Annotated in this window: 11 protein-coding genes; 8 read left to right on the top strand and 3 right to left on the bottom strand. The window is 55.0% G+C overall.

The window, feature by feature from the left end:
• Nucleotides 1-74 precede the first annotated feature (74 nt).
• Nucleotides 75-308 carry a hypothetical protein gene (locus tag ACTIKR_RS13000; protein WP_442328044.1) on the top strand — a complete coding sequence of 78 codons (234 nt, stop codon included), beginning with the start codon at nucleotides 75-77 and terminating at the stop codon, nucleotides 306-308.
• 14 nt (nucleotides 309-322) lie between these two features.
• Nucleotides 323-805, top strand: coding sequence for a DUF5339 family protein (locus ACTIKR_RS12995; RefSeq protein WP_442328043.1), 483 nt, complete (start codon nucleotides 323-325; stop codon nucleotides 803-805).
• A gap of 185 nt (nucleotides 806-990) precedes the next feature.
• On the opposite strand, the gene ACTIKR_RS12990 is transcribed toward ACTIKR_RS12995, so the two are convergent.
• The 3 genes from ACTIKR_RS12990 to trxA all read right to left on the bottom strand — a co-directional run bounded on the left by ACTIKR_RS12990 (nucleotide 991) and on the right by trxA (nucleotide 3211).
• The gene (locus ACTIKR_RS12990) at nucleotides 991-1080 is read right to left on the bottom strand and encodes a PsiF family protein (RefSeq protein WP_442328042.1); all 90 of its coding nucleotides are present in this window, start codon (nucleotides 1078-1080) and stop codon (nucleotides 991-993) included.
• Nucleotides 1081-1546: 466 nt separating this feature from the next.
• The gene (rho, locus tag ACTIKR_RS12985; protein WP_128394322.1) at nucleotides 1547-2803 is read right to left on the bottom strand and encodes a transcription termination factor Rho; all 1257 of its coding nucleotides are present in this window, start codon (nucleotides 2801-2803) and stop codon (nucleotides 1547-1549) included.
• A gap of 81 nt (nucleotides 2804-2884) precedes the next feature.
• Entirely contained in the window at nucleotides 2885-3211 is a 327-nt protein-coding gene (gene trxA / locus ACTIKR_RS12980) for a thioredoxin (protein ID WP_193086972.1), read from the bottom strand.
• Nucleotides 3212-3507: 296 nt separating this feature from the next.
• Here trxA and ACTIKR_RS12975 point away from each other — a divergent pair, with 296 nt between their 5' ends.
• The 6 genes from ACTIKR_RS12975 to rpsP all read left to right on the top strand — a co-directional run bounded on the left by ACTIKR_RS12975 (nucleotide 3508) and on the right by rpsP (nucleotide 12770).
• Nucleotides 3508-5514 (top strand): DNA topoisomerase IV subunit B, encoded by a 2007-nt coding sequence (locus ACTIKR_RS12975; RefSeq protein ID WP_442328041.1) that lies wholly within the window; start codon nucleotides 3508-3510, stop codon nucleotides 5512-5514.
• Nucleotides 5514-7841: a DNA topoisomerase IV subunit A gene (gene parC / locus ACTIKR_RS12970; protein ID WP_442328040.1), complete on the top strand. Its 2328-nt coding sequence runs from the start codon at nucleotides 5514-5516 to the stop codon at nucleotides 7839-7841. Before ACTIKR_RS12975 ends, parC begins: the two co-directional genes overlap by 1 nt.
• A 4-nt stretch (nucleotides 7842-7845) precedes the next feature.
• Nucleotides 7846-8886, top strand: coding sequence for a CDP-6-deoxy-delta-3,4-glucoseen reductase (locus ACTIKR_RS12965; protein WP_442328039.1), 1041 nt, complete (start codon nucleotides 7846-7848; stop codon nucleotides 8884-8886).
• Between the two features lie 571 nt (nucleotides 8887-9457).
• Nucleotides 9458-12073, top strand: coding sequence for an alanine--tRNA ligase (alaS, locus tag ACTIKR_RS12960; RefSeq protein WP_442328038.1), 2616 nt, complete (start codon nucleotides 9458-9460; stop codon nucleotides 12071-12073).
• A gap of 79 nt (nucleotides 12074-12152) precedes the next feature.
• The gene (locus ACTIKR_RS12955) at nucleotides 12153-12392 is read left to right on the top strand and encodes a sulfurtransferase TusA family protein (RefSeq protein ID WP_100696267.1); all 240 of its coding nucleotides are present in this window, start codon (nucleotides 12153-12155) and stop codon (nucleotides 12390-12392) included.
• A 120-nt stretch (nucleotides 12393-12512) separates the two neighbouring features.
• Nucleotides 12513-12770 (top strand): 30S ribosomal protein S16, encoded by a 258-nt coding sequence (rpsP, locus tag ACTIKR_RS12950; RefSeq protein WP_442328051.1) that lies wholly within the window; start codon nucleotides 12513-12515, stop codon nucleotides 12768-12770.
• Nucleotides 12771-12927 lie beyond the last annotated feature (157 nt).

Below are 12927 nucleotides of genomic sequence, written 5' to 3'. Positions count from 1 at the left end.
TCTGGCGAAGCACCTGCCTCTGGCGAAGCACCTGCCTCTGGTGGCAGCCAGCCACAATAAGACGAGGAGATATCATGAAACTTCATACGATACGCTCAGCGGCCTTGGCGGCGACTCTGGCAGGCTTGTTGGGATTGGCCGGATGCGACAACGGTGCAGATTCGTCAGCACCGGAAACACCACCGGCATCATCCGAAGCGCCGGCCACATCGGCACCTGCTGCTGAGCCTGCAGCACCTGCTGATTCCGGCACAACACCTGCGCCTTCTGGCGAGGCGCCGGCTTCTGGCGGCAGCCAGCCACAATAACTGAAAGGGAACGCATGAATTTGAATACGACACGTTCCGCGATTCTGGTTGCTGTGGTGGCGGGATTGTTCGGTATGGCTGGTTGCGATAAGGGAGCCGATTCCACGGCGCCCGAAACGCCTGCGGCGACGTCCGAAGCACCTGCCACTTCCGCACCGGCTGCAGAACCGGCTGCACCGGCAGAATCCTCAACCGCACCAGCCGATGCGGATGCGGCACCGGGGGCCGAGTCTTCATCCACTTCGGGTGAGGCACCGGCTCCGGCTGCCGACGCTTCTGCCAGTGCTGACAGCAGCCTGCCGCAAACTTGCCAGGATTACTTCAAAAAAGCCGAGGACTTGGTTGTGAAGGCAGGCGGATCTGCTGAGCAGATGAAGCAGATGCTTGATGAGCAACGCTCGCAAATGGCTGCCATCGATGATCAGGCGCAGCTGGAGTCCAGTTGCAAACAGGCGTTGGATATGCTGGATCAGCAGCAGCAACAAATGCCACAATAAATTCTGCGGGTATCCCTCTGGGGCTTGCGGCGCTAACATAACGATGGAGTTTTTGCGAAATCTCTCCATCATGATTACTCTCTCTGGGCGACTCGACAATAACATTGTTGGTCGCTTTTTTTTTATCAAAAAACGGCAGCGGCTGCGGTGCGCGTGGCTGTTGTGCCTGCAGTCGCGACTTGGCATCAGGAATTTTTCAGGCAACTGCGTAGAAAGGATTTACGCGCCTCGCCAGTCAGGGATTGGGCTTTTGCATCCTGGTTGCAATTGGCCATCGGCTGCTGCGAACTGGTTAAAAACTAGCTGCCTGCTTTTGCTGTGATTGTTCAGGCATTCCTTCATAAAGCGCTTGCGAGCATCTTTCTGCCGATTTTTGTTTTGACCTCTGCGTTGCAGGTTGTCATGCGACTTTGCAGGCTGTTTTACTTTTTCGCCGGTGCTGCGGTTTGCGCCAGGCCGGTCGCGCACAAGAGGCTGGCAGCGATCGCTGCAGCGCAGGTTGATTTGCTGACTTTGTTCATTTTCATTTCTTGTGAACGAGATAAAAAACGGCATTATCGGGTAGTCATGCTGGCGCATCGCATACGCATAAGCCATAAAATCTGGCGAGCAAATTTTCGCAAATTCCGGTTCAGACATTGACTCAATGCGTGGAAAATCGCAATGCTGTCGTCTCTGCGCGAATGACCAAAAAAATACCTTCGCAGCCGAAGGTATTTTTTCATCAGGAATGCAGGTTGTTTATTTTTTCATCATATCGAAGAACTGGTCATTGTTCTTCGTGGATTTGATCTTGTCCAGAATGAATTCCATTGACTCGACTTCGTCCATATCGTGAATGAATTTGCGCAGTACCCAGACGCGTTGCAGTTTCTCTGGTTTCATCAGCAGCTCTTCACGGCGGGTGCCTGACTTGTTCAGATTGATCGCGGGGTAAATCCGTTTTTCTGCCAGGCGGCGTTCAAGATGAACCTCGCAGTTACCAGTGCCCTTGAATTCTTCATAAATGACTTCATCCATGCGGCTACCGGTTTCAATCAAGGCGGTACCGATAATCGTCAGGGAACCGCCTTCTTCTATATTCCGGGCTGCACCAAAGAACCGTTTGGGGCGTTGCAGCGCATTGGCGTCAACACCGCCGGTCAGGACCTTGCCTGAAGAGGGCACGACGGTATTGTAGGCGCGGGCCAGACGGGTGATGGAGTCCAGCACAATGACCACGTCTTTTTTCAGCTCGACCAGACGTTTGGCCTTTTCGATAACCATTTCGGCAACCTGTACGTGACGGGTGGCCGGCTCATCGAAAGTAGAGGCGACCACCTCACCGCGCACGGTACGGGTCATCTCTGTCACTTCTTCGGGACGCTCATCAACCAGCAGGACGATCAGTGTCGCATCGGGATAGTTGGTGGTAATGGAATGCGCGATATGCTGCATCATGACCGTTTTACCCGACTTCGGGCTGGCGACGATCAGGGCGCGCTGGCCTTTGCCGATGGGTGAAAAAATATCCAGGATACGGCCGGTGTTGTTTTCTTCGCTTTTGATGTCGCGTTCAAGAATCAGGGGGTCGTCCGGGTGCAGAGGCGTCAGGTTCTCGAACATGATGCGGTGTTTCATCAGTTCCGGAGATACGCCATTGACGTTTTCCACTTTGACCAGGGCAAAATAGCGTTCGCCGTCTTTGGGCACACGTACTTCACCTTCGATCGAGTCACCTGTGTGAAGATTGAAGCGGCGGATTTGCGAAGGGGAAATGTAGATGTCGTCGGTGCTGGCGAGGTAGGAGGTTTCGGGGGAGCGAAGAAAGCCAAAGCCATCGGGCAGTACTTCCAGCACACCATCGCCGAAGATTTGTTCCCCCATTTTTGCGCGACGCTTCATGATGGCAAACATCAATTCCTGCTTGCGGAAGCGGTTGGCGTTTTCGATTTCCAGGCCAGCAGCCATTTCGAGCAGCTGCGACACATGCAGTGCCTTTAATTCATTAAGGTGCATTATTTATTAGTAAGGATAGATAAGGATTGAAATAAGAGTCATGGCGGCGGGCTGACGAATGAGCCCGCGCGAAAAAGTAACTTAAATGGATTCGTCAATGAACCCGGTAAGCTGGGTTTTGTTGACTGCGCCGACTTTGGTCGCCACAGCTTCGCCGTTTTTGAAAAGCATCAGTGTTGGAATGCCGCGAATGCCGAACTTGGCAGCGACCTCCGGGTGGTCCTGGACGTCGACCTTGACTACCTGGATACGGCCTTCGTAGTCGCGGGATGCCTCTTCCAGCAGTGGAGCAATCGCCTTGCACGGGCCACACCAGGGGGCCCAGTAGTCTACCAGCACCGGCAGCTCCGACTTGAGCACTTCGGCTTCAAATGATTTCTCGGTTGCGTGTTTGATCAGATCGCTCATAATGTTTCAGATGACAGTGGTCAAGGATAATCGGAAATGGAATATAACGTATTTGGGATGCCTCGATTTGAGGTCGATCAAAGCGGATAGGTTTGATGTGAGCTGCAACGGAATGGATTTTTCAGTTTGAATTCCGAAGCCGGCGTATGAAGCCCGGGCCAGTCAAGGAAAGGATACTCCTGAAAGGCAAACAGCAGCCAAATGCGTCTGTGGTTAAATGTAAGAATACCATTTATCGATAAAGATTGTCGAAAAGCGTGATTATTAGGCGACAAAAAACGCCTTGAGCACGTAAAATGTCTGTTTTTTTGAACAGTATTGAGAAACACGTGGCCGCCAAGCAAAGCTATGACGAAGCATCAATCCGAGTCCTCAAGGGCCTGGAGCCCGTGCGCGAGCGCCCGGGCATGTACACCCGCACGGAAAATCCGCTGCATATTATTCAGGAAGTGATCGACAACGCTGCCGACGAATCCCTGGCGGGTTTCGGCAGACAGATTACCGTTACGGTCAATACAGACAGCAGTATAACGGTCGAAGACGACGGACGAGGCATTCCCGTCGGTCTGCACCCCGAGGAGAAAGCACCGGTTGTTGAAATTGTCTTTACCCGGCTGCATGCCGGTGGCAAGTTCGATAAGAAAGCCGGCGGCGCTTATGCATTCTCGGGCGGACTGCATGGCGTGGGGGTGTCCGTGACCAATGCGCTGTCAACCCGAATGGAAGTGACCGTCTGGCGCGACAGTAGTGAGTACCAGCTGGTATTTGCCAAAGGTGGTGTGGTAGAGGCCCCGTTGACGCGGCTGGGCGATGCGGTACCACGCAAGAAAACCGGCACACGGGTGCGCATCTGGCCTGATCCCAAATATTTTGATACCGCCCAGATTCCAATGAACGAGCTGCTGCGTTTGCTACGTAGCAAGGCCGTGCTCATGCCCGGTGTCACCGTTGTCCTGAATAATGAAAAAACCGGCGAACAGAAAAAATGGCTGTATGAGCGTGGGCTGACCGGCTATCTGACCGAATCGCTGGCGGGGGAAGAGTTGCTGGTGCCGGTGTTTGCCGATAGTCAGTATGCAGATAAGTCGCATGAGTATTTTGCCGATGGCGAGGGTGCGGAATGGGCCGTAGCCTGGACTGCCGAAGGGCAGGTGGTGCGCGAATCCTATGTCAACCTGATTCCCACCTCGGCAGGCGGCACGCACGAAGCCGGCTTGCGTGAAGGCTTGTATACGGCGCTCAAGAGTTTCATCGAAATGCACAATCTGCTGCCCAAAGGCATCAAGCTGCTACCCGAAGACGTTTTCTCCCGGGCCAGTTTCGTGCTCTCGGCCAAGGTGCTGGATCCGCAGTTCCAGGGACAGATTAAAGAGCGACTGAACAACCGCGATGCCGTCAGGCTGGTTGGCGGCTTTGCCAAAACCTCGTTTGAATTGCGTCTCAATAGTAATGTGGAAGCAGGCAGAAAACTGGCCGAGCTGGCTATCCGCCAGGCACAGGTGCGCACCCGTTCTGCGCAGAAAGTGGAAAAGCGCAAGAGTTCCGGTGTTGCGGTCCTGCCGGGCAAGCTGACCGATTGTGAATCGTCCGACAGTACCCGCACTGAAGTGTTCCTGGTCGAAGGCGATTCTGCGGGCGGCTCTGCGAAGATGGGCCGTAATAAGGAATTTCAGGCAGTCCTGCCGCTGCGAGGCAAGGTGCTCAATGCATGGGAAGTGGAAAAAGATCGCCTGTTTGCCAACAACGAGATTCACGACATCGCCGTTGCCATTGGCGTAGACCCGCATGGCGCCAATGACAATCCAGACCTTTCCGGGCTGCGCTATCGGCGTATCTGCATTCTTTCCGATGCCGACGTTGACGGCTCGCACATTCAGGTGCTGTTGCTCACGTTGTTCTATCGTCATTTCCCCAGGCTGGTGGAAAACGGCTTTGTATTTATTGCCAAGCCGCCATTGTTCAGGGTGGACGTCCCGGCCCAGGGCAAGCGCCCGGCGCGCAAGTTGTATTGCCTGGATGAATCGGAACTGGAGGCCATCCAGGACAAGTTGGTGCAGAAGGATGGCGTGAAACTTGCCAGCCTGGGTATCAGCCGCTTTAAAGGCTTGGGCGAAATGAGTGCTGAACAGCTGTGGGAAACGACAATGAATCCGGACACCCGGCGTTTGCTGCCCGTGGGGTATGGCGAACTGACGTCCGAAGAGACGAAAAAAATGTTCAATATGCTGATGGGTAAAGGTGAGTCTGCGCAGCGACGCAGTTGGCTCGAAGACAAAGGTAATTTAGCGGAAGTGGATGTGTAATGAGTGATCAAGACCAGACGGACCTGTTTGAAGCAGCGCCTCCCGAAGACGAAACCATCACCCTGGGTTTGTATGCCGAGCAGGCGTATCTGGACTATGCGGTATCTGTCGTGCGCGGGCGGGCCTTGCCCGACGTGGGCGACGGACAAAAGCCCGTGCAGCGGCGCATTTTGTATTCGATGAGTGAAATGGGCCTGCGCGCCGGCGCCAAGCCGGTCAAGTCGGCCAGGGTTGTCGGCGATGTGCTGGGCAAGTTTCACCCGCATGGCGACCAGGCTGCGTATGACGCGTTGGTGCGGATGGCCCAGGATTTCACCTTGCGCTATCCGCTTATTGATGGCCAGGGCAATTTCGGCTCGCGCGACGGCGATGGCGCTGCAGCCATGCGATATACCGAAGCGCGCCTGACGCCCATAGCGGATGTGCTGCTCGGTGAAATTGATGAGGGCACGGTAGATTTCGTTCCCAATTACGATGGCAGCCAGCAGGAGCCGCAAATGTTGCCTGCGCGCCTGCCTGTCATGCTGCTCAATGGCGCCTCTGGTATTGCTGTGGGAATGGCAACTGAAATTCCTTCGCATAACCTGCAGGAAGTGGCGGTTGCCGCTCTGGGTTTGTTGCGTCATCCGCGCATGAGCGATGAAGAGCTGTATACGCTGATTCCTGGACCGGATTTTGCCGGCGGCGCCCAGATCATTACACCGGCCAGCGATATCGCGGCCATCTATTCATCAGGTCGTGGCTCGCTCAAGGCGCGAGCGCGCTGGGAATTTGAAGAGATGGCGCGTGGACAGTGGCAACTGGTTATCACGGAACTGCCGCCCAATACCTCGGGCCAGAAAGTACTGGAGGAAATTGAGGAGATCACCAATCCCAAGGTGCGGACAGGCAAGAAAGCGCTGACACCCGATCAGCAGGCAAACAAGTCTGCCATGCTGGGAATGCTTGATGCCGTGCGCGATGAGTCCGGACGGGAAGCGGCGGTGCGACTGGTTTTCGAGCCCAAGTCCTCGCGCATTGATCGCAACGAATTTGTCAATCTGCTGCTGGCTCAGACTAGCATGGAAGGCACGGTATCGGTCAACCTGGTATGCATTGGTATTGACGGCCGTCCGCGGCAACGCAATTTGCGTACCGTGCTTGAGGAATGGCTGCAGTTCCGTACCCAGACGGTCACCCGACGTACGCGATACCGTCTGGATAAGGTCATTGATCGCATCCATGTGCTGGAAGGCCGCATGCTGGTGTATCTGAACGTGGATGAAGTGATCCAGACCATACGCGAGTCCGACGAACCGCGCGCGGCCCTGATGGAACGATTTTCACTGACGGAAAGACAGGCCGAAGATATTCTTGAAATGCGGCTGCGCCAGTTGGCAAAGCTCGAAGGGTTCAAGATTGAGCAGGAGCTCAATGACAAGCGTGGTGAAGAGAAGAAACTGCAGGAGCTGCTGGACAACCCGTCGGCGCTCAAGCGGATGATTGGCAAGGAAATTGAAGCCGATGCCAAAAAATACGGTGACCCGCGCCGCACAATTATCCAGGAGGCCGAAAGAGCTGTACTGGAAACCCGTATCGTGCAGGAGCCTGTTACCGTCATCGTGTCGGAAAAGGGCTGGTTGCGTTCGCGTCAGGGTCATGGTCATGACCACACTCAGTTCGGCTTCAAAACCGGCGATCGCATGTATGCAGCCTACGAATGCCAGAGCACCGATACCTTGATCGCGCTGGGCAGCAACGGCCGCGTCTATTCCGTAGCGGTGTCTACGCTTCCGTCGGCGCGGGGGGATGGCCAGCCCATCACCAGCATGGTCGATCTGGAGCGCGGCACCCAGGTTACCCAGTTTATCGCGGGTGCCGCAGACAGTCGCTGGTTGCTTATGCAAAGCAACGGGTTGGGCTTTACCGCAAAACTGTCGAATATGATCAGCCGTCAGAAAGCAGGCAAGCAGTTCGTCACGGTCGAGGCCGAGCAGCATTTGCTGCGCCCCATACCGGTGTTCAATAATAGTACCCATCTGGCGATGTATACCGCCAAAGGGAAAATCCTGATCGTTGGCCTGGGCGAAGTGAAATCGCTTGCAGGCGGCGGCCGGGGAACTCAATTGATGACGCTTGACGCCAGCGACAGTCTGGCCCAGATCATTCCCGTGGGCGAGGGCGGCATCATGGTGTCGGGCATCTATCGCAACAAACAGACTGAGGATACGCTATCGTTGCAGGCGCTGGCCGAGTACATTGGCAAACGTGCCCGCAAGGGACGCCTGTTCGTGGTGCGCATGAAAAACATTACACTGTTGCCGGTCATGGCAGCAAACAAGGAGTAGAGTCGTGGGATATAAAGTGACGGTGCATCCCAGCAACCATCAATTTGAAACAGCAGAAGGGCAGACCATTCTGGACGCAGCTCTTGGTGCGGGCTACGTGCTGCCCTATAGTTGTCGCAGCGGTTCCTGCTCTACCTGCAAGGGTAAGGTGCTGAGCGGTACATTCGAAGCCGGTCCGGCTCCGGCGCAGATTCTGTCGGCCGAAGACATCAGCGCCGGCTATACGCTGTTCTGTCAGGCACACGCGACCAGCGATATGGATATTGAGGTGCGCGAAGTACGTATGGCCAGCGACATTCAAATCCGCAAGATGCCGGCCCGGGTCATGGCGCTGGACAAAAAAGCCGATGATGTGATGGTCATGAGCTTGCAGCTGCCTGCCACTGAACCGTTTCGATATTATGCCGGACAATATATCGAATTCATTTTGAAGGATGGCAAGCGGCGCAGCTTTTCCATGGCGACCGCGCCCAACGGCACGGAACCAGTAGAGCTGCATATCCGTCATCTGCCCGGTGGGGTGTTCACAGACCATGTTTTTGGCGCCGGCGCCACACAAATGAAGGTGCGTGAAATTGTGCGGGTAGAAGGCCCGCTGGGTTCGTTCTTTTTGCGCGACGACAGCGATAAGCCAATTATTTTCCTGGCCAGTGGAACCGGGTTTGCACCCATCAAGGCGATGATGGAGCACATTATTGCCAAGGGCATTACCCGTCCGGTCACGCTCTATTGGGGTGGTCGCCGCCCGCACGATCTGTACATGAACGATCTGGCTCGGCAGTGGGCGCGCGAACTGCCCTTTTTCACGTACGTTCCGGTCATTTCCGACGCCACGGAGCAAGATGCGTGGACGGGCAGAATCGGTTTTGTGCATAAGGCAGTGATTCAGGATTATCCTGATCTGTCAGGACACCAGGTGTATGCTTGCGGTGCACCCATCGTGGTCAACAGTGCCCGCACCGAATATACCGGCCTTTGCGGATTGCCCGAGGATGAGTTTTTTGCCGATTCGTTTACATCGGAAGCGGACGCCATTCATAACTGACGCAGCACGTGGTAATGACCCGAAGCCGGTGTGTCGCAGCGACGCACCGGCTTTTGTTCATATGGCCATATGCCCGTGTGCTCGTGCACCCATATGAGCGGGATCTGCCACTGATTTTCACCAAACGAGCATCAGTGGCTTTGTCCTATTGCTGTTGCGCTTCGAGCGAAAAGAGCAAGTGATAAGCAGAACAGGCAAGCAAGTGTCGGTTGGTGCTCTTCAGGCCGGTGCGTTTCAGACCGACGCGTTTAAAGTACAACGTACAACGATTAAATACACTGATTGACGTGGAAGCAGGGCAGGTGGGGTGCGCACACCAATAGCGAAAGCGCGTGGTTTGAATACTTGCTTTGCTTGCGTTATATTCATTCGAATTTTCGTTTATTCGTGGCATTGGCCAGCCGGGCCAACGCATCGTGCGGCATACAAATTTGACTCAAATGTCAGTGTGCTGCGGCTGACCGAGGTCAGGAAGCGACACATTACTTTGACATTTGCAGTGCTGATACGCGCAATCGTCGAAAGTCATCTTATAATAACGGGTTACCAAATTTTTCTTCCATTTCTTACAATGAAAGTCGCTGACATCCGCCAGAAATTCCTGCACTTTTTTGAATCGAAGGGCCACACCATTGTGCCTTCTTCTTCATTGGTGCCGGGAAACGACCCCACTTTGCTGTTCACCAACTCCGGTATGGTGCAGTTCAAGGATGTATTCACTGGCAAGGAGACGCGGCCATATTCGCGTGCCACCACCTCGCAGCGTTGCCTGCGTGCCGGCGGCAAGCACAACGACCTGGAAAATGTCGGTTATACCGCCAGGCATCATACGTTTTTCGAAATGCTGGGTAATTTCAGCTTTGGCGACTATTTCAAGCAGGATGCCATTCGCTACGCCTGGCAATTGCTGACCACCGTCTACGGCCTGCCGGCCAATAAACTGTGGGTCACGGTCTACCAGGAAGACGACGAAGCCTATGATATCTGGCTCAAGGAAATTGGCGTTCCGGCAGAACGCATTATCCGTATTGGCGATAACAAGGGCGCACGCTATGCGTCCGACAATTTCTGGCAAATGGCAGATACTGGCCCTTGCGGTCCATGCTCGGAGATTTTCTATGATCACGGGCCCGATGTCTGGGGTGGCCCACCGGGATCGCCCGAAGAGGATGGCGACCGCTACATCGAGGTCTGGAACCTGGTATTCATGCAGTTCGAGCGCGACCAGCAGGGCAATATGACGCCGCTGCCACGTCCCTGTGTCGATACCGGCATGGGCCTGGAGCGTATCGCTGCGGTGTTGCAGCATGTGCATTCCAATTACGAAATCGATCTTTTCCAAAGTTTGATCAAGGCTGCGGCACGCGAGACCGGCACCAGCGACTTGTCCAATAATTCGCTCAAGGTCATTGCCGACCATATTCGTGCCTGCAGTTTTATGATTGTAGACGGCGTCATTCCCGGTAACGTTGGTCGCGGCTATGTGTTGCGCCGTATTGTTCGCCGCGCCCTGCGTCACGGTCATCAGTTGGGCAAGACAACACCGTTTTTCCACCAGTTGGTGGCCGATCTGGTCGAGCAGATGGGCGAGGCCTATCCTGAATTGGCCAAATCGGCTGAACGTGTGACGTCCGTGATCCGTCAAGAAGAAGTGCGCTTCCAGGAAACCCTGGTCAACGGGATGCGCATACTGAACGATGAGCTGGCTGCGCTGGGCAAGGGTGGCGTGCTTGATGGCCAGACTGCCTTCCGTTTGTACGATACATTCGGTTTCCCATTCGATCTGACCGCCGACGTGTGTCGTGAGCGTGATTTCAGCGTTGATCAGGCGGGCTACGAGCAAGCCATGGCGCGCCAGAAGGCCCAGGCCAAAGCCAGCGGCAAGTTCAAGATGGCAACGAACCTGCAGTACGGCGGTGCACAAACCCGCTTCGAAGGCTATGAGCATCTGCAAACCACTGCAACCGTACAGGCACTCTATGTGGACGGTACGATGGTCGACGTGGTTCAGGAAGGTCAGGATGCCATTGTTGTGCTGGACAATACGCCGTTTTATGCCGAATCCGGCGGCCAGGTTGGCGACAGCGGGACCCTAGCCGGTTTCGGGTCGACTTTTGATGTTGTAGATACACAAAAAATCCAGGCCAATGTATTTGGCCATCACGGTACGGTCAGCCTGGGCAGTCTCAAGGTCGGCGATCAGGTCCAGGCTCAGGTAGACGCTGGGCGGCGTGCTGCCACCGTTCGCAACCACTCGGCCACGCACCTGTTGCACAAGGCGCTCAAGCAGGTCCTGGGCGAGCATGTGCAGCAGCGAGGTTCGCTGGTGGATCCCGATAAAACCCGCTTTGACTTTTCCCACGGCTCGCCGGTTACTGCCGCGCAGATCCGGGATGTGGAAGCGATAGTCAATAACGAGGTGTTGGCCAATAATGAAGTGGCTGCGCGCGTGATGTCCTTTGATGAGGCAGTGGCGGACGGGGCCATGGCGCTGTTCGGCGAGAAATATGGCGACAGCGTAAGGGTCCTGGATATCGGTTTTTCGCGCGAACTGTGCGGCGGCACGCACGTGGCGCGCACCGGAGATATTGGCCTGTTCAAAATCGTCTCCGAGAGTGGTGTGGGTGAGGGCGTGCGGCGTGTGGAAGCCATTACCGGGCACAACGCTTTTGACTGGGTACAGAACCTCAATGCTTCGGTCCAGCAGGTCGCTGCCATTCTCAAGAGCAATCCTGCCGATTTGGTGGAAAGAGCCCGGTTGCAGCAGGAACAGCTGCGTGCGGCGGAAAAAGAAATGGATCGCATCAAGGCCAAACTGGCAGCAGCGTCCAGTGCCGATTTGTCATCTCAGGCAGTGTCGGTCAAGGGAGTGCAGTTGCTGGCCCTGGTTATTCCAAATGCCGATCCGAAGTCGCTGCGCGGTCTCATTGATAATCTGAAGAACACCCTCAAGAGCGCAATTGTGCTGCTGGCTACCGAAAGCGATGGTAAAGTCAGCGTGGCAGCTGGTGTCACACAGGACCTGACTGGTAAAGTGAAGGCGGGGGATCTGGTGTCCCATGTGTCTGCGCAAATCGGCGGCAAAGGTGGTGGTCGCCCCGATATGGCCATGGGCGGCGGCACCGATGCTGCGGCCTTGCCTGGTGCTGTGGCCGGCGTTCAAGAATGGGTGGAATCGCGGCTGTAAACAGCCGCAGAGGATCCGGCTGTGTCCCGCCCTGCAATCATTTGCAGGGCGGGAGCTGGCTAATCTTAGGAAAATAGCTATGTCAGAAGATGTTGCGTTTGTTCAGGTGGTTGATGCGTCGGGATTAACTTGCCCGCTGCCCATATTGCGTGCAAAAAAAGCGCTGGCAACCATACAAAGCGGTGAGGTGTTGAAGATCATTACCACAGACCGCAATGCGATTCGTGATTTCCAGGCGTTTTCCAAGCAGACGCACAACCCGCTTTTATCTCAGGAAGAAACCGAGACGGGAGCCGTCCATTACCTTCAGAGACGCTAAGTCTGTTGTTTTAATTCGGTTTTTCAGATCAATTCGTGGAATTTTGTTGGCAGGCGGTGGCAATTGGTGCTATCATCTTCTGTTTTAAGAATTCCTGAACTCATTCACAAAGGTCTACCTATGGTGGTTATTCGTCTTGCCCGCGGTGGCTCAAAAAAACGCCCGTTCTATAATCTGGTTGCTGCCGATTCGCGCAACCGTCGTGACGGTCGTTTCATTGAGCGCGTCGGCTTTTACAATCCTGTGGCCAAAGAAGGCACAGAAGCCCTGCGCATCGCATCTGACCGCGTTACATACTGGGTCGATAACGGCGCTCAGCTGTCTCCCGCTGTTGCTCGTCTGGTTAAAGAACACTCGGCAAAAGTAACCAACGCTTAAATTCAAAGCGTTCAAAGCAGCTTTATTCAAAAGCGGATTTTGCTTAAGGTTTGCTTCTGAATCAAGCGTCGGCGTTGCTTGTGCCTGTGTCAAACGGGTAAAAAGTACTGGCTCTGGCCCTGGCTTCATGCCGGGGCTTTGCCATTTGCGCTGTAGC

This window comes from Advenella sp., from assembly GCF_052108595.1.
Taxonomy (GTDB): domain Bacteria; phylum Pseudomonadota; class Gammaproteobacteria; order Burkholderiales; family Burkholderiaceae_B; genus Advenella.
The sequence above is the reverse complement of the archived record's forward strand: the minus strand, read 5'-3'. Positions and strand labels throughout refer to the sequence as shown.

What these genes read in the sequence shown, in the direction of transcription:
- ACTIKR_RS12955 (WP_100696267.1), top strand. Translation starts at nt 12,153, where the DNA reads ATGTCAGAAGATGTTGCGTTTGTTCAGGTGGTTGATGCGTCGGGATTA.
- ACTIKR_RS12975 (WP_442328041.1), top strand. Translation starts at nt 3,508, where the DNA reads ATGTCTGTTTTTTTGAACAGTATTGAGAAACACGTGGCCGCCAAGCAA.
- parC (WP_442328040.1), top strand. Translation starts at nt 5,514, where the DNA reads ATGAGTGATCAAGACCAGACGGACCTGTTTGAAGCAGCGCCTCCCGAA.
- rpsP (WP_442328051.1), top strand. Translation starts at nt 12,513, where the DNA reads ATGGTGGTTATTCGTCTTGCCCGCGGTGGCTCAAAAAAACGCCCGTTC.
- rho (WP_128394322.1), bottom strand. Translation starts at nt 2,803, where the DNA reads ATGCACCTTAATGAATTAAAGGCACTGCATGTGTCGCAGCTGCTCGAA.
- ACTIKR_RS12995 (WP_442328043.1), top strand. Translation starts at nt 323, where the DNA reads ATGAATTTGAATACGACACGTTCCGCGATTCTGGTTGCTGTGGTGGCG.
- alaS (WP_442328038.1), top strand. Translation starts at nt 9,458, where the DNA reads ATGAAAGTCGCTGACATCCGCCAGAAATTCCTGCACTTTTTTGAATCG.
- trxA (WP_193086972.1), bottom strand. Translation starts at nt 3,211, where the DNA reads ATGAGCGATCTGATCAAACACGCAACCGAGAAATCATTTGAAGCCGAA.
- ACTIKR_RS12990 (WP_442328042.1), bottom strand. Translation starts at nt 1,080, where the DNA reads ATGGCCAATTGCAACCAGGATGCAAAAGCCCAATCCCTGACTGGCGAG.
- ACTIKR_RS13000 (WP_442328044.1), top strand. Translation starts at nt 75, where the DNA reads ATGAAACTTCATACGATACGCTCAGCGGCCTTGGCGGCGACTCTGGCA.